Genomic DNA, 16,865 nt, shown 5'->3' with positions numbered 1-16,865 from the left:
GCCCTGCCTTATTTGGTGCGAATGTGCAGCAATTCCTGGATGTTGCTCAGCAGCAGATCTTCCTGATACGGCTTACCCAGATACTTGTTCACGCCCAGACTAAAGGCGCGCTCGCGGTGTTTTTCACCGGTACGCGAGGTGATCATAATGATCGGCAAATCTTTCAGGCGCGAGCTGGTACGGATATTTTTGGCCACTTCGAAACCATCCATACGCGGCATTTCGATATCGAGCAACATCACATCCGGCATATGGTCTTGCAATACTTGCAGCGCCTCTACCCCGTCTTTGGCGGTGATTACGCGGAAACCTTCGCGCTCCAGGAAACGGCTGGTTACCTTGCGTACTGTTACCGAGTCGTCCACCACCATTACCGTCTTCTCGCTCAGGTCTTCGTCTTTGAGCGCTGCCAAACTGAGCGGTTCGAGCTGGATAGCGTTTTGCAGGCCCAATGCCAGTTGTTCGCGGATCATGGCGTGCAAATCGAGAATTACTACCACATTACCATCGCCCATGACTGTGGCGCCGGATACTCCGCGCACCGCACTGAACTGGGCGCCAAGGGTTTTTACCACAATCTCGCGCGAGCCCAGCAGGCGATCCACCTGCAGCGCTACGGTGTGTTCGGTACTGCGCACCAATACCACCGGTAGCGGCAGCATCTGGCCATCGAGCTTGGGTTGGGCGCTGGAGTCCAGCAGGCTGCCGAGGTAGCGCACCAGATACTGCTCGCCCGCGTAATCAAAACGCGCGGTTTCGTCCTGGTAATAATGCTCCAGCTCAAAGGGGCTGACGCGCACAATACCTTCAATCGAGTTGAGCGGGATGGCGTAGAGGTCATCGCCAATCTGCACCATCAGCGCGCGGTTAACCGATACGGTAAACGGCAGGCGGATGGTAAATTCAGTGCCTGAACCCCAGTTGGAGTCGATAAACATGGCGCCGCCGAGCTGTTTGATCTCGGAGTGCACCACGTCCATGCCTACGCCGCGACCGGAAATCTGGGTGACTTTGTCGGCGGTACTGAAACCGGCGTGCAGGATGAATTGAATCACGTCCTGATCATTGAGCTGGGCGTCAGCAGACATCAAACCGCGCTCGATGGCTTTTTCACGCACGCGCTTGAGGTTAATACCGCGACCGTCGTCGATCAGGCGCAGGATAACATCGCCCCCTTCGCGTCCGAGGGTAAGCAGAATGCGGCCATTCGGATTTTTGCCGGCAGCGATACGCTCATCCGGCATTTCAATACCGTGGTCAACCGCGTTGCGCAGCATATGTTCGAGCGGCGCAACCATACGCTCAAGTACACTTCTATCCAGTTCGCCTTCGACGTTGTCCAGCTCAAAATCCACCTCTTTGCCCAGTTCGGTGGCGGCTTGGCGCACGATCCGGCGCAGGCGCGGCACCAGGCGCGAGAAAGGCACCATGCGCGAGCGCATGAGACCCTCTTGCAGGTCGGTGTTAATGCGCGACTGTTGCAACAACAGGGTTTCGGTGTCGCGGGTTTTATCCGCGAGGGTGAATTTCAAGTCCATCAAATCCGAGGCGGACTCAATCAGCGAGCGCGACAGTTGTTGCAGCTGGGAATAACGGTCCATCTCCAGCGGGTCGAATTCTTCGTGTTGCGCCATCTGCTCCTGGCGGAACAATACTTGCGCTTCAGTTTCAATATCGAGTCGACGCAGCTGTTCTTGCAATCGCTGGATGGTGGCATCCATCTCTTCGATCGAGCCGCTCAAGTCGCTAACCTGCTGTTCCATACGGCCGCGGCTAATGGAGGTTTCACCGGCGAGGTTAACCAATTCTTCCAGCAATTCGGCGGAGACTTTAACCACTTCCTGCGGGCCGGTGCGGCGCGCTGCCAAATGCTGTACCTGGGCAGGGCCGGTATTACCGGAGCGCAGGCCACCACCATATTCACTGCCGGGAATCTGTGGCAGGTTGCCCGTGGCCGGTTTGGCCTTGGGCGCAAAAGTCAGCACATTCGGTTTTTCACTGGGTGTGCCGTCGGTTTCAAATGCGCGAATTTGGTCGGCGCGGGTATTGTCGACCACCACCGTGGGTTTGCTGTAAACCGGCTGAGGTTCATCGGCATCGCTAACCGTATAACCCTGGGTCAACTCATCCGCCTCATCGCCCAGTTCAACACTGGTATCGAGCAGTGGAATATCCAACTCTTGCGCTTCGCTGGCCGTGGGCGCTGCGCCCATTGCCGCCGGAGTAGTGGCAGCTGTGCCATTCAGAAGTTTGCTCGCCTGTTCCACGCCACTGTGCATGCGATCCTGGAAGTCGTGCAGGCGCGCAAAAAAGGCCTGATCCAACTCGGCGTCCTGATCCATCTCGATCAGCATGGTCTCAAAGTCGTGGGACAGATCACCCAGCGCCATCAAGCCAGCCAGACGCGCGCCACCTTTGAAAGTGTGCAGCGAGCGTTTTAGCTGCTCAACACAGTCGCTATTGTTCCAATCGTCCTGCCATTCGTTGAGTGAACCGTCGATTTCCTCAAGGATTTCGCCCGCTTCCTCAATAAAGATTTCCACGATTTCGGGATCGTAATCCTCGTCGAACCCGGCAGCATTTTCCGCATCGTGAGTGGTTGGTTCTGGTTCTGGTTCTGGTTCTGGTTCTGGTTCTGGTTCTGGTTCTGTTAGTAATTCTGGCTCGGCCCCGATTTCCACCAGCGGTAAATCGAGAAGGTCCGACGTATCTGCAGCCATGTCATAACCGGCCACAGCATTTTCCAGCGCAGGGTAATCGTAATCTTCTTCGGCTTGCGCAACCTCCACCGGAGGGTAATCAATCAGCTCGATGCTGTCTTCGTCGCTATCGCCAGTGTCGTCAACCAGCTCTATCCCGGTGTATTCGCTGTCAGTGTCGGTTTCGGTGTGGCTATCTATTGCGGTATAGCTGTCTAGCCCGGTATAGGTATCTACAGCATCGCTATCGATTAAATCTTCTTCCACCGCTTCCATGAGCGGAATTTCTTCGTCAAATCCACCCAGTTCGTGGGTGCTCAGGGCCGTGAGCGTCACAACTTCGGTGCTGAGCAAATCGTCCAGGGCATCGTTGATGCTGTCGGGGATGCCATTGAGATTCTGGCCGGCGGCGATGGCGTCCACCATATCCAGCAGCGCAACATGAGCCAGGTTGAGTGAACTGCAAACCTGTGCTGAACAGCTGAGCTGATCGGCAATGATCGCTTCATAGACACTGTGAATCTTCTCGCTCAGCTCCGCCATAGCTGGCAAGTAAGCATGGGCCGCCGCTTTGGTGAGCTTGCCCAGCTCATCCATCACGGGAATCAGCTCAACTGTGTCCGCCGGGTTGGCTTGCCACTGGGCAATAATCTTGTCTGCATCCAGCAGCAGGTTCATTTCCTCGGCCATAAAGATAGCGAGTAATTCCGGGTCAACCGGGCGCTTGCCGGTTTCGTCCAGTTCCTGCTGGCGTACCAACGGTGCGACGTGAATGTCGCGCAGCTCATTGACGCGTGCAATAAATTGCTGCAAGCGCGGAATATTGACGGTTTCACCGTCCTCGATTTGTTGCAGGGCAATTTGGGTATAACTGACGGCATCACGCAACAGTTGGAGGATATCGTCGTTGATATTGACGTGATAAGAACGCAACTCTTTAGCGAAACGCTCCAGTGGCGTCGCCAATTCAGCCACTTGGGTAATTTCCGCCATATGCGCACTGCCCTTGAGGGTGTGCAAGGCGCGCTGCATTTCTTCACTGGGCGGTTCGTAGATGGGGGCTTCGGCCTCCATCCGCGCGATAAATTCTTCCACCACCTGCAGATGAGTAATAGCTTCAGCGCCAAAAATATCCCACAGTTGGGCATCCGGATCGTCTAGATCCAGCGCCTCATCGACAGACTCTTCAACCATTAACAGCGGTGGAGTTTCGGCATCAAGTAGCTCTTCATTTGCTGATTCGCTGTGCAAATCCTGCTCCAGCTGGAGCTCGTCGATGACTGCATCAACCAGATCTTCCTGTTCGCTGATTTCATGACCCAGATCCAACACATAGGCATCTGCGTCCTCTTCTTGCTCCGGTAATTGATCCTCGGCAATCGCCGTCAGCAGATACTCATCGTTATCTGCCGAATCGTTGAGACTGATCTCTTCAGATTCAAACTCCGCCTCGGCAGCCACTTCCTCTGGAGTGGCTTCGAAGGTGTTGTCGGTTGACGATTCCTGTGCATCGCTGTCTGACTCTTCTTGCTCCAGCGCGTCGGGAATAATCCCCTGCGACAGGGATTGGGCTTGCTGGCGATAAGTTTCAGCCAGGGCCGCTTGCGGGTAGAGTTCGTTGTCGCGGAAGGCGGCAATCATGCCCGGCAGCAAGCTGCAGACATTTTCAATAATGCACACATGCGCCGCTTGTGGGCTGATCGTGTGATCGAGCACGCGATTGAGCATATTTTCAATCGACCAGGCCAGCTCGCCGATCTCATTGGCGCCCACCATGCGGCCACTGCCTTTGAGGGTGTGGAAGGCGCGACGGAATTCAATCAGCGCCTCGCTATCGTCGAAATTCTGCGCCCAGCGTGGGAAATATTCACTGATAGTTTCAGTGACTTCGGTGGCCTCTTCGATGAAAATCTCGATAATTTCATCGTCGATGTCTTCATTATCGCGCTCAATCACCGGCGCATTGTTGGTGGCAATCAGGGTGGGTTCGGGATCTTCTTCGACCTCTTCCTCTACCTCTTGATCAATCGCTTCTTGCCACTGATCACTTGGGGCCGAAGTAGTTTCGGCTGCCTCAGTCGATTCAATGTTGTACTCCGTCACCTCAGGCAGCGAGTATTCAATGGTTTCACTTTCACCGCTGGGCACATCGCCGGTAGCGCTGGCATACACCGCTTCCAGATAGGCGGATTCATCTTCGGCAGCCACCTCATCAGCTGCGCTTTCGCTGCCATGCGCTTGTTCATAGGCGGCCGCTAACTCAGCTTCTGCCGCACTAACTTCACTGCTGGGCGATACGCTTTCCAGGGCAGCGGCGGGCTGTTCATCGCGCTCAATATTACTGACTTTGGCGACGGCATAACCCAGGGTGGCAACACTTTCTTCCGCCACAGTGAGGAGTAAGTCGATTTCCTCTTTACGGCCACCACTGCTCAGTCGCTCCAAATAGTATTCAACGCTGGTAATAGCGTCGGCCAAGGTGTCCAGGGTAGACCATTGGGGTGTGGTGTCCTGCGCCAGTAACTGCTCTTCAATAAAGCGGGCGCAGGCGCCAAGAATTCTGGCGGGGCGGGGCAGCGGCATAATATCCAGACCGCCGCGAATTTCGCGCAAAGTAGTAGGCACCGCTTGCAAATGCTGGCGGTTCCACTGGGAGGCAATGTATTCAATGATCGCGTCTTTGGCATGCTCCAGGCCATTGCGCGATTCGCGCAATACTGATTCCTTGGCGCGACTCAGGGTGATATCGCCCTCATCGCCACCAGCATCCTGAGCGCCGTATTCAGACAAGCTGTCGAGTGAGTTTTCGATGGAAATAATCTGGCTGGCCACGGCCAATAGTTGCTCATCCGACAACTGGCTGTCGGACTCAACCACTAACTCCAATGCCGCGCCCTGCTCCAGCAAACGCTTGCGTAAATCACCCAAACCAAGAACCGCCATGGTATCGGCAACCCGCTTGACGATAGGCAGTGCTTCTTTGAGCGTGTTCTGGGTATTACCGCCCGCGAGGCATACATCCAGACCGTTTTTGATCAGTCCCAATTCTTCTTTGATCGCGCCCACGACCGAGCGCATCGCGTCTGCGTCCGGCACCGAAATCATGTCCTGGATTTCTTCGCCGGTCTCTTTGCCCTCCAGCAGCGCCTCTTCCAGCTGATAAGTATCGTAAATACGTTGCAGATGGGAGTTAGGGGGGAAGCCGGGTGCGTGTTTGCCTGCACGCGCCACGTAATACAGCAGGTTTTTGATCAGTTCATCATTGGTGAAACTATTCAGCGCTTTGGTGCCGTGTACTGCCAGCACTTTGATTTCTTTATCCAATTGACGCAGTAGGTTTTTAACGGCCACGCTCATCTCAATCGCATCAATTTCGATGGCTTCCACCAGCGCAAGGCAGATGTCCCATAGCGCAAAACGCGCGGTGCCGTGGGTCAGTTTTTGCAGGCGTGAGAAGGCTTTTTGCAGGTAGGCAAGATTTTCTTCCGGGTTTACGCCGCGGATAAACCCCGAGGCGGCGTATTGGTACATCTGGCGCAGTTTGAGCACCATGGCCTGGAATTGCACATTGTCATTAGTAACCGGCAGGCGTGCGCCGCTGACCTTTTTGGCGGGCGTTAAATTGGGCACAAACAGTTTGGTATCGGTGAGCAGGCTTTCGCCGCGCACTGCACGCAGGTCGTTGAGCAGTGGCAGCACCACCAGCGGGTTGTCTTTGCGGGTGGCTTTGACCTGATCCAGATACAGCGGAAATTGCAAAATAGCGCGCATCAACACTTCCTGCGCTTCGCTGCTATTGCCCACAGTACCGGCGATCATCGCCTGGGTGAGCTGCTCCATCTCGCTCGCGAGCATCGCGGCGCCATAGAACTCCACCATCTGCAGGCTGCCATGCACCTGATGGATATGGGTCAAGCAAAAGCGGATACGCGCAGCATCTTTCGGATTTTCAACATAGCTTTCGAGGGCTTGGCGCGCTTCTTTCAGCGTCTCACTGATCTCGTGGATCAACCAATCCAACGCGGCAAAATTGCGATTGTCTGCCATGCAGAGCTTTCCTCTCGTTATTCTCGCTCGGTGCGACTTTTTAGCGTTCTACGCGAACGTAGGCTTGCACTTGATCATCGTCAGTGCGCTGCATTTCGGGATGTTCCCAGTCCATCACTTCACCCAGGCCGACTACTAACAAGCCGCCCGGTTTTAACCGTTCCACCAAGGCATTCAGTACATCGCGGCGCAGCCAGCGACGGAAATACACCAAGAGGTTTTGACAGAAAATCACATCCACACTCACCTGGGGTAATTGGCGCGCGTGGATAATATTACTTTGGGTAAAACACACGCGGTCGCGCAGCTTGCTCACTACTTCATAGCTACCGTCAGTACAAACCTGCAGATAGCGTTTGGCTTCGTCCGGTTTTACCTGCTCGGTGCGACGTTTGCTATAACGCCCCTTCCGACCGGCTGCCAGCGCCGACGAACTGATATCCATAGCGGTAATGCCGTAGTAGGGGCTAATCGCCGCCAACTCAAAACAGTCGTTTACTACCATCGCCAGCGAGTAGGGTTCCTCACCCGTCGCACAGCCCAAACTCCAGACATCAAAACTGCCTTGCAGCGACTGATTGTTAATCTTTTGCTGTAAGTAGCTGCGCACATACTCGATAGATTCACGATGGCGGAAAAAGCTGGTTTCCTTGACCGCGATTCGGTCAATCAAGCGCGCCCATTCGAGCTTGGAATCGATACTGTCCTGCGCCACAAAGTGATAATAGCTGTCGTAGTCGTCATAGCCCAGATCGCGCAAGCGCGAGTAGATCTGCGACTCCAGCCAGGCTTTTTGTTGAAAAACCAGTTGGATACCGGTGCGCTCCTCCAGCAGTTTGCCCCACTGGACAAACTGGTCCTGGCTGAGTGTCGGTAGTGTGCGTAGAGACCAGGCCATAGGTACTTTCTGTAAGTTACAGGCTGCGCCGCCAGGATCGCTGGCGGCGACTGCTTATCAGGCTTTTGAGGCGTTGGCGAAGATATCGTCGTCGGGCAACAACTCTTCATCCAAATCAATGACATCCGCGTTCTGGTCAAAGTCCATGGCTGGAGTAGTCGCCATGGCTTTGCGCGCGGCATTAGCGCGGCCTTCCGACATGTCCTCTTCCGGCAGTTTGAAACCAGCTACGGATTCACGCAGGTCAAGTGCCATTTCGGCGAGGTTACCAATCGACTGCGCGGTAGCAGAAGTACCGGCAGAGGTTTGGGTAGTAATTTCTTGAATAACATTCATCGTGTTGGAGATGTGACCCGCAGACGATGCTTGTTGGCGCGCGGCATTCGAAATGTTCTGGATCAATTCCGCCAAGCTTGAAGATACGTTTTCAATTTCTTCCAGTGCCACACCCGCATCCTGTGCAAGGCGCGCACCGCGCACCACTTCAGAAGTGGTTTGTTCCATCGAAATTACCGCTTCGTTGGTATCGTTCTGAATGGTTTTTACCAGCGCTTCAATCTGCTTGGTTGCGGCTGCGGAACGTTCCGCAAGGCGTTGAACTTCGTCCGCTACCACCGCAAAGCCGCGGCCCGCGTCACCGGCCATCGATGCCTGAATTGCCGCGTTAAGTGCGAGGATGTTGGTTTGGTCCGCAATGTCGTTAATCAAACTTACGATATCACCGATCTCTTGTGACGATTCACCGAGGCGCTTAATACGTTTGGAGGTGTCCTGGATCTGTTCACGGATGGTATCCATCCCGTGGATAGTATTTTGTACCACTTTCGCGCCGTTGCCCGCGATCGATACCGCGCGCTCCGCTACCGCTGCCGATTCGGCGGCGTTGGCCGATACCTGGTCGATGGTGACCGCCATTTCGTTTACCGCGGCGGATGCACCGGCAATTTCTTGCGCCTGATGTTCAGAGGCTTCAGCGAGGTGCAACGCGGTTTGCTGGGTTTCTTGCGCAGCGGCCGATACGTTTACCGCGGTTTCGTTGATTCGCGCTACCAGAATACGCAGCTGGTCGATGGTGAAGTTGATAGAGTCAGCGATCGCACCGGTGAAGTCCTCGGTTACGGTTGCAGTAGTGGTCAAGTCACCGTCCGCAAGGTCGGCCAGTTCGTCGAGCAGACGCAAAATCGCAGTCTGGTTACGTTCGTTGGTTTCGGTGGTTTCGTCAGCGCGTTTACGGGCGCCGCGATACTGGTTGAAGCCGAGGAAGAAGAGTGAAATCAGGGTGATGGCAGCAAACACAATTACCCAGGTGTTGTTAACAAAGGGGCGGTTATCGGCTTGCTGGGCAATTTTATCGGAGATAGCGGCCAGACTTTGCAGCAGCTGGGGAGTATCAACCAGCAGTGCATCGGCGGCTTGACGAGCGCGGGTCAGGGTTGCAGAACCATCAACCATTTCCTGAATTGACTTGCTTACACCATCAAACAACAGTGTGATTTGATCGAGACTGGCGCGGGCTTGCGGATCAGATACGCGAGTGATGCGCAGTGCCGGGTCGCCCTCTTTCATCGCGCTCAGTACACGGGCATAGAAGTTGGCATCGCGGTTAAACTGGTCGGCCGCATTGCCAGCATCGGCATCACCGCGCAGCATTTTATCCACGTTACGACCAATACGTTCGGCGCGCCAGGAGAGCAGCTGGGCCTGAATCGCCTGATCGGCAGGAGCGCCGGATTCGAGCAGGATATCCACAATATTATTGTGTTCGGTCTGCAGCGTTGGCAGGTTGTCATTCAGGGTATTACCCACATTGTTGAGCGATACAATCAGATCCTTGTTGGTGGCTATATCCTGGGCGTTGTTTTGCACACCCTTCCAGATAGCACCGAACTTATCAAACTCGACACTGAGTGCCTTGCGAGTGCGCTCGTCGCTAGTGCGCAACATGTCCCAGGTGCCGCTCATGCTGCTCACCACCCCGGTCAACTCACCAAAGGCTTGTTCATCGCCCGAGGTGGCGTCACGTGCCAAAGACGTCAGGCGATACGCTTGCGCACGCAAGTCACTCGCCTGTTGCAAGTAGCGTTGGTCGTTCGTTTTACCCTGGTTAATCAGCACCAGGAGTACTACCGCCGCCACAAACGATCCGATCAGCAAGACCGTAGCGATGATAGTCGCGGGTTTCGCCCGGAAAGCGGCAATTTTTGACTCAGTTTTCATCTACACACTCCTACACCAGCATTCGGTTTTATTTTTTCTGTCCACTATGCTTTTTGCGCGGGTCAAAAAGCCTGATATTGCCTTGCGATTGTGAATCTACTACGACTTGGCCGCGTTGGTGAAACGCGGATCCTCGGCCAACAATGCAGGTCTGAATAGCGACCAGCGCTCGCCTCCTTGAGGATAACTGCCCGTGACAAACGGCAGGATGGCATTAGGTACAGCGCCAGCCTGTTCAGTGTATTCATCCATGGGGAAATGTTGCATACCAAACACCTGATCGACGATAAGGCCAGAATAAAGTGTTTCGGTTTCGAGAATTAAGACGCGACGGTGTTTGCGTGAACTGCCCAGGCGATCGCCAAAAAACATCGCCAGATCAAACAGCGGCAGCAGACGACCGCGCACGTTAGCAACGCCTTTGACCCAGGGCTGAACACCGGGCAAGTGCGTATGATTGGGAACTTCGAGCATTTCCGACACTTCGCCGATGGGAGCGACAAAATAGCTGCCCATCAGGGAAAAGCCAATGCCGCTCCAGTGGGGGCGAATATCTGCCTGTGCCGGCAAGCCGCGCGCGGCGGCCCGGCTGCGCTGGGCTAATGTAAGCAGGGCCTGAAACGCGGCCTGTGGTTCTGACATATCTCTGTCCATAACTGTCGTGCATCAACACAGAGATTTTCGGCCCGGCGAGCCTGAGGTCGGTGAATGATGCTTGTTGTTATTGTCTATTCATCATCCCGGATGGTGACAAGCTTGTCCTTTATTACGCCAGTACTTCGGCCATAGCGGCCATCAGCACTTCCTGGGTGATCGGTTTGGATAAATAGGCTTTGGCGCCTTGGCGCATACCCCAAACACGGTCAGTTTGCTGGTCTTTGGTGGTGACGATAATCACCGGAATATGGGCAGTTTCCGGGGTTTTGGACAGCTGGCGAGTCGCCTGGAAGCCGTTTAGGCCAGGCATCACCACATCCATCAACACTACATCGGGTAGCTCTTTTTGCGCCATGGCAATACCGGCTTCACCATTATCGGCCGTCATTACAACATGGCCGTTTTTTTCCAACATGCTGGTGAGCTTGTAAGTTTCGGTGGGTGAGTCGTCAATAATTAATACTCTGGCCATAAATGCTCCAAAAAAACATATTAGGTAGCCGCAGTGGTTGCGGTTAATCGTCAGTAATTATTTGGATGAAGCCCCAGCTGACCCTGTTGGTATTATTGCGTTTGAGCACAGCGGGAGAACAACCAAACTCGCCCCGAGAGGATCGGGGCTTGCCTATCAGGATGCTTTCAAATGCTTGACATGGGCTTCAATGGCGCCCAGCAACTCGCTTTTACTAAAGGGTTTGGTGAGGTATTGATCGGAGCCGACAATACGCCCTTTGGCTTTGTCGAACAGACCGTCTTTACTGGACAACATGATTACCGGCGTAGTCTTGAATTCACTATTATTTTTGATTAACGCACAGGTTTGATAGCCGTCGAGGCGCGGCATCATGATGTCGACAAAGATGATATCGGGGCGGGTGTCGGCAATTTTCGCCAGGGCATCAAAGCCATCGGTAGCGGTAATCACCATACAGCCTGCTTTTTTAAGCAGTGTTTCAGCCGTGCGACGGATGGTTTTACTGTCGTCTATCACCATCACTTTGAGGCTTTCGTAAGTTACTTCCATACTCTGACCTTGCCTTTTGTTATTGCCACAGCTGATTTATTGACTGTAGCTGCCAGATATACGCGTGATTTATTGAGATCTATGGACGCGCCAGATAGTCACCGGTTAGCAGGCGTCAAAATAACGCCACTAAAATGGAGCTAAACTTTTAACATAGTTTTTAGGCTTGCGCCATAACTAGTTGAATATATGAGTAATCCGTACAGTTTTTATAATCATTTGAGAGGTAGAAACACGCGGCAATAACCTTGCTTTAATTCTACCTAGCCTTTAACTTTAGTTCCCACTTGGTGCGCTGCAGGGTTTTTATGCCGGCGGCAAATCCCACTTTCCGTATTTTCAGTTGAGCATCCTTTATGGCTATCTCTCTTGGCGTGGTGATGGATCCCATCGCGGATATTACTTTTTATAAAGACACCACCCTCGCGCTGCTATTGGCGGCGCAGGAGCGCGGCTGGGATTTGCACTACATGGAGCAGAAAGATCTCTACCTATTACAGGGTGAAGCGCGCGCCAGTACGCGCAATTTGTTTGTCGCCGATAACAGCGACAGCTGGTACGAATTAGGGCTGCAAGAAGATAAAAAACTCGGCGATCTGGATGTGATCCTGATGCGCAAAGACCCACCGTTTGACAATGAGTACATTTATAGCACTTATATTCTCGAAGCAGCGCAACAGCAAGGTGCGCTGGTGGTGAATGACCCACGCAGCCTGCGCGACTGCAACGAGAAAATCTTTGCCACCCAATTTCCGCAGTGCTGCCCGCCGGTGTTAGTGAGCCGCGATATGCTGCGCCTGCGCGAGTTCCACAAACACTATGGCGATGTGATTTTTAAGCCGCTCGATGGCATGGGCGGCAGCCGTATCTTCCGCTGCCGTCAGGACGACCCCAACGTAGGTGTGATCCTTGAAACCCTGACCGAATTTGGCCAGCAGTTGATTATGGCGCAGCGTTACATCCCCGCCATCAGCGAAGGCGACAAGCGTATTTTGGTGGTGGACGGCGAAGCCGTGCCCTACTGCCTGGCGCGTATTCCCGCGCAGGGCGAAACCCGTGGCAATCTGGCGGCAGGCGGTACCGGTGTCGCCCAGCCACTGACTGAAAAAGACCGCTGGATAGTTGCGCAAGTTGCGCCCGTATTAAAAGCCAAAGGGCTGATGTTTGTCGGCCTGGATGTGATTGGTGAATACCTCACTGAAATCAATGTCACCAGCCCGACCTGCGCCCGTGAAATCGATAAGGCCTACAACACCGGAATTGGGTCACGGCTTGTCGATGCCATAGCGCGTAAATTAGCGCTCCGTTAAACCTGCCCCTTCAGTGACACGCCAGAACTAGTCGCCGGTGAAAAAAACCAGAGTCAGCAGCATGAATCAGGCCATTGCCTTTGAACAGCAAACCTTAGCGACCGCACCGGTGGATAGTGGCGATCGCCTGAGTTTTACCTTTTTTCTGGCGATAGTGGTGCATGCATTATTGATTCTGGGCATCAGCTTTAAATTGCCCGATCACAGCAATACCTCACAGACCATTGAAATTACCCTCGCCACTCACAAAGCGGCGCGCTCGCCGGATGACGCCAATTTTTTAGCCCAGCACAATCAGGAAGCCAGCGGTACGCTGGATGAAGCCAAACAGCTCACGACCGAGCGCCAGGCTGAATTTGCCGATACACAAGTGCGCGACGTTAACCCGGTGCCACAGCAAGCCGCTGCCACCCAAAAACTCAAAGAGCAGCAGCTGATTACCACCCAGTCGCGCAGCACCCATGTTGCGCAAATGACGCAGAACCCGGATGAGCGCACGGAAGTGCAACAGCGCGAAGGACTGACGGACGATCAACTGATGGTTTCCGCCGAAATTGCCAGCCTGCAAGCCAAATTGGATAAACAGCGTCAGGAGTACGCCAAGCGTCCGCGGGTACGCACCCTGACCTCGGTATCCACCAAAGAATCTTTCGATGCCAAATACCTGCATGACTGGAGTACCAAAGTTGAGCAGGTTGGTAATCGCAATTACCCCAAAGAAGCGCTGAACCGCAAAATAACCGGGCATTTGCGCCTGTCGGTGGTAATCAACCCCGATGGCACCATCTATGAAATTAAAGTATTACAGTCCTCCGGCCAGCGCATTCTGGATGATGCCGCGCGCCAAATAGTGCGCCTGTCCGCGCCCTTTGCCCAATTTCCCGCCGAGATCCGCAAGCAGGCCGATCGCTTGCAAATCATCCGCACCTGGAATTTTGAGATCACCGGCAAACAATCGACCATCACGACCACAGCCAATTAGGGACAGGAATAAATTTTCCCCCAGCGCTTGTTTTAGCTCCTGTTGGCCTCATACTGAATCCATGAACGATAAACCTGACTTTCCAACCGATATTGACGAGCTCACTCCCGGCAGCCTGCGCGATCACTTTTTGATTGCCATGCCCGGGCTCAACGACTCGTCTTTTGCGCACACCGTGACTTACATTTGTGAGCACAGTGAACAAGGCGCCATGGGCGTAGTGATTAATATGGCGACACCCATGTTGCTCAAAGAAATTTTTGCGCAAATGGCACTGAGCGATGTGTCCGATCTGGGTGAGCAAATTGTGATGAGCGGCGGCCCGGTGCAACCGGAGCGCGGTTTTGTATTGCACAGCCCGGATACCAAATGGCAATCCACACTGGAAATCTCTCCCGAGATCAGCCTCACTGCCTCGCGCGATATTATCGTGGCGCTCGCCGAAGGGCATGGCCCCAAGCATTCGCTGATTGCACTGGGTTATGCCGGTTGGGGCGAAGGCCAGTTGGAAGCAGAAATTGCTGCAAACTCCTGGCTCACCGTGCCAGCGGACAAAAATATTATTTTCAACACCCCACTTGAACAGCGTTGGACGGCGGCGGCCCAAGCCTTGGGTATTGATGTGAATTTAATTGCCAGCACCGCTGGTCACGCCTGATCGATACCCATCCTCCATGACGATTAAATCCCTGCTCGCGTTTGATTACGGCACCAAAAATATTGGTGTCGCCACCGGTCAAACCATTACTCGCTCCGCCAACGCCCAAGCGCAATTAAAAGCCCGAGATGGCGTACCCGACTGGACCCAGATCGAAAAGCTGTTGCAGGAGTGGCAACCGGATTTGGTATTGGTAGGCTTGCCACTCAATATGGATGGCAGCGAAAGCGAATTGAGTACACGCGCACGCAAATTTGCCAACCGCCTGCATGGCCGCTTTGGCGTAAAAGTGGAATTGGTGGACGAGCGCCTAAGTAGTTTTGAAGCCAAAGGTGAAGTGATGGAACAGGGCGGATCACGTCACTATAAACATAACCCGGTGGATTCTATTGCCGCGCGCTTGATTTTGGAAAGCTGGTTTGAGCGGCAACCTGCCTAAAATTACCGCTCTGCAATTGCGCTGCTGCGTTTTTTATTTTTCAACACGCTGATAATTTTTAATCACAAACTGCGCCACAAAACCCAGGTTGCGATACAGCGGCTCACCCGCTGCTGAAGCCTGCAAGGTCAAATATTTTCCACCCATCACCACCGCTTGCTGAATTACCAACAGCATCAGATTTTTGGCGATGCCCTGCCCGCGAAAATTCTCCCGCACCCCCACCAAATGCGCACCAATAATTTCACCGGTTTTATAAATCAACGCTGTTGCTGCGGGCTGATCATTTTTTTTGACGAGCAATAACTGGACATTGCTGTCGGCAATTAAGGGTTGCAGCGCATTGATATCGATCCAATAACCAAATGCTGCACTAGCAGTCTCCGTCCATGCAATCAGTTCTGGTGTCGTTTGCACTTTAATAATATTCAAGGGTGAAAAGTCTTGTTGCGTTAGAGTTTGAAAGTCTTGTTGCACAATTGTTTGCAAATCAAGATACATCGCCAACTGCTCAAACAAAATTTGAAAACATTCATCCTGTAAATACCGCTCCAACTGCGCGGCTTGTTCACCTGCGCCAGTCCACACCGGAATTACCGCGCGCGTAGGCAGGCAATGTAAAAAATGGTTGAGCTCATTAATTTGTGCCGAGGTTGCATGCCATTCAAACCAAAAACGATTGGGCCAGGTGGGCGAAATACTTAATCCATCAGTAGCAAATTCTGAATGATCTTCCACGCCCATTTTTTGCCACAGCGATGTCAGGTTAGCGATATTCAATTGATCTAATGCTTGCATATTTATCACTCTGCGTTAACGTCGATTAATTAATACGATTCCTGCAATCATGGCGAGTACACCCATCGATTTTGAAAAGGTGATAGATGTTTTGGGTAAATCAAACCAACCATAATGACTGATTAACATCGCAATCAATAATTGCCCGGTGAGTGCAAAAGACATCATCGGGCCAACACCCATGCGCGGAATCAAAAAATAAAAAGATGCGACACCAAAAGCGCTAATTGCACCGGAAAACCATAAATAACCCGGCACAGTGTAAATGCTTGTCGCCGATGGAAATTGACGCGCAGTCATAGCAGCCACAATCAGCGCACAACCACAGGCCACCATAAAAGTCACCGCTGCCGCAAGCAGCGGACTTTTTAATAACACCCCCAACTGCGCATTCATGCCCGCCTGAATTGCGATAGCGGCGCCCGCTAGCAAGGCAAGCAACGCAACATAATTCACAGCCTTGTCACCATGTCCTGTAGTTCAAAGCGCACTTTGCGCTCCTGTGCAGTGCGATCTTGCGGGTGGCGTTTACCAATCGGGCAAACCGCCGTAGTGGTAAGATTTTTTTCGCGCAGACCTAATACCCAATCGTAACCTTCAGCTTCAATACCGGTCATTGGGCAAGTGTCAATTTCCAGTAGCGCGGCGCAGGTAAGCAAATTTCCCAATGCGATATAAGCTTGTTGGTGCGCCCACTCCTGTCGCTGTGCATTGTTCATTTGCGCCAACGCCGCTTTGTAGTGCTGCGCCATATTGTGTAGCTGTGAGGGGACAACCTCGCGCACAGCTGAAAATTGTTGGATGTAGCGATAAACCGTTGCATCACCCACATTCGTATGCGCGGCAAAAATAATTAAGTGAGAACAATTGGCGACTTTGTCTTGCCCGAAAGAAAATTCAACTAATTGCTGGCGAATCCTGGGTGATTCAATCACCAGCAAATGATAAGGCTGCAAACCGTAAGAGGACGCACTCAAGCGTGTTGCTTCCAATAATTGCTGCAATTGTTCGGGGGCGATGCTATCGCTGGAGAATTCACGCACGGCGTAGCGCCAGTGCAAAGCCTTTATCAAGTTCATTCGTTATTCCTGCTGTGATAGTTGTTAATCAGCATAAAGAGCGAACAAACCCAAATC

General features: G+C 53.1%; 13 protein-coding genes. 4 read left to right on the top strand and 9 right to left on the bottom strand.

Features of this window, described 5'->3' with window-relative positions; genetic code table 11:
* Positions 1-8 precede the first annotated feature (8 nt).
* The 6 genes from O59_RS02620 to pilG all read right to left on the bottom strand — a co-directional run bounded on the left by O59_RS02620 (position 9) and on the right by pilG (position 11,542).
* Complete coding sequence (locus O59_RS02620; RefSeq protein ID WP_007639231.1) at positions 9-6,746, bottom strand: Hpt domain-containing protein; 6,738 nt, start codon at positions 6,744-6,746, stop codon at positions 9-11.
* A gap of 40 nt (positions 6,747-6,786) precedes the next feature.
* Entirely contained in the window at positions 6,787-7,644 is an 858-nt protein-coding gene (locus O59_RS02615; RefSeq protein WP_007639229.1) for a protein-glutamate O-methyltransferase CheR, read from the bottom strand.
* A gap of 57 nt (positions 7,645-7,701) precedes the next feature.
* On the bottom strand, positions 7,702-9,861 hold the full coding sequence (locus tag O59_RS02610) for a methyl-accepting chemotaxis protein (RefSeq protein ID WP_040391078.1): 2,160 nt from the start codon (positions 9,859-9,861) through the stop codon (positions 7,702-7,704).
* Positions 9,862-9,960: 99 nt separating this feature from the next.
* Positions 9,961-10,503, bottom strand: coding sequence for a chemotaxis protein CheW (locus O59_RS02605; protein WP_007639224.1), 543 nt, complete (start codon positions 10,501-10,503; stop codon positions 9,961-9,963).
* A gap of 124 nt (positions 10,504-10,627) precedes the next feature.
* Entirely contained in the window at positions 10,628-10,990 is a 363-nt protein-coding gene (gene pilH, locus O59_RS02600) for a twitching motility response regulator PilH (RefSeq protein WP_007639222.1), read from the bottom strand.
* A gap of 156 nt (positions 10,991-11,146) precedes the next feature.
* Positions 11,147-11,542, bottom strand: coding sequence for a twitching motility response regulator PilG (gene pilG / locus O59_RS02595; protein ID WP_007639219.1), 396 nt, complete (start codon positions 11,540-11,542; stop codon positions 11,147-11,149).
* Between the two features lie 356 nt (positions 11,543-11,898).
* Between pilG and gshB the strand changes: the two genes are divergently transcribed.
* The 4 genes from gshB to ruvX all read left to right on the top strand — a co-directional run bounded on the left by gshB (position 11,899) and on the right by ruvX (position 14,931).
* Entirely contained in the window at positions 11,899-12,852 is a 954-nt protein-coding gene (gshB, locus tag O59_RS02590) for a glutathione synthase (protein ID WP_040391073.1), read from the top strand.
* 61 nt (positions 12,853-12,913) lie between these two features.
* Positions 12,914-13,834 (top strand): energy transducer TonB, encoded by a 921-nt coding sequence (locus O59_RS02585; protein WP_050976932.1) that lies wholly within the window; start codon positions 12,914-12,916, stop codon positions 13,832-13,834.
* A 61-nt stretch (positions 13,835-13,895) separates the two neighbouring features.
* Positions 13,896-14,492, top strand: a complete 597-nt coding sequence (locus O59_RS02580) for a YqgE/AlgH family protein (RefSeq protein ID WP_007639211.1) — start codon at positions 13,896-13,898, stop codon at positions 14,490-14,492.
* Positions 14,493-14,508: 16 nt separating this feature from the next.
* A complete protein-coding gene (gene ruvX, locus O59_RS02575; RefSeq protein WP_007639209.1) occupies positions 14,509-14,931 on the top strand; it encodes a Holliday junction resolvase RuvX in 423 nt (140 codons plus the stop codon).
* Positions 14,932-14,964: 33 nt separating this feature from the next.
* Here ruvX and O59_RS20850 read toward each other — a convergent pair whose 3' ends face one another.
* The 3 genes from O59_RS20850 to O59_RS02560 are packed head-to-tail and all read right to left on the bottom strand — an operon-like array spanning position 14,965 to position 16,808.
* Positions 14,965-15,729: a GNAT family N-acetyltransferase gene (locus tag O59_RS20850; RefSeq protein WP_007639207.1), complete on the bottom strand. Its 765-nt coding sequence runs from the start codon at positions 15,727-15,729 to the stop codon at positions 14,965-14,967.
* A gap of 15 nt (positions 15,730-15,744) precedes the next feature.
* Entirely contained in the window at positions 15,745-16,185 is a 441-nt protein-coding gene (locus O59_RS02565; RefSeq protein ID WP_007639205.1) for a DMT family transporter, read from the bottom strand.
* Positions 16,182-16,808: an NAD(P)H-dependent oxidoreductase gene (locus tag O59_RS02560; protein ID WP_007639198.1), complete on the bottom strand. Its 627-nt coding sequence runs from the start codon at positions 16,806-16,808 to the stop codon at positions 16,182-16,184. Before O59_RS02560 ends, O59_RS02565 begins: the two co-directional genes overlap by 4 nt.
* Positions 16,809-16,865: the final 57 nt, after the last annotated feature.

This window comes from Cellvibrio sp. BR (assembly GCF_000263355.1).
Taxonomy (GTDB): Bacteria; Pseudomonadota; Gammaproteobacteria; order Pseudomonadales; family Cellvibrionaceae; genus Cellvibrio.
This window is presented reverse-complemented; position numbering and strand designations above follow the sequence as displayed.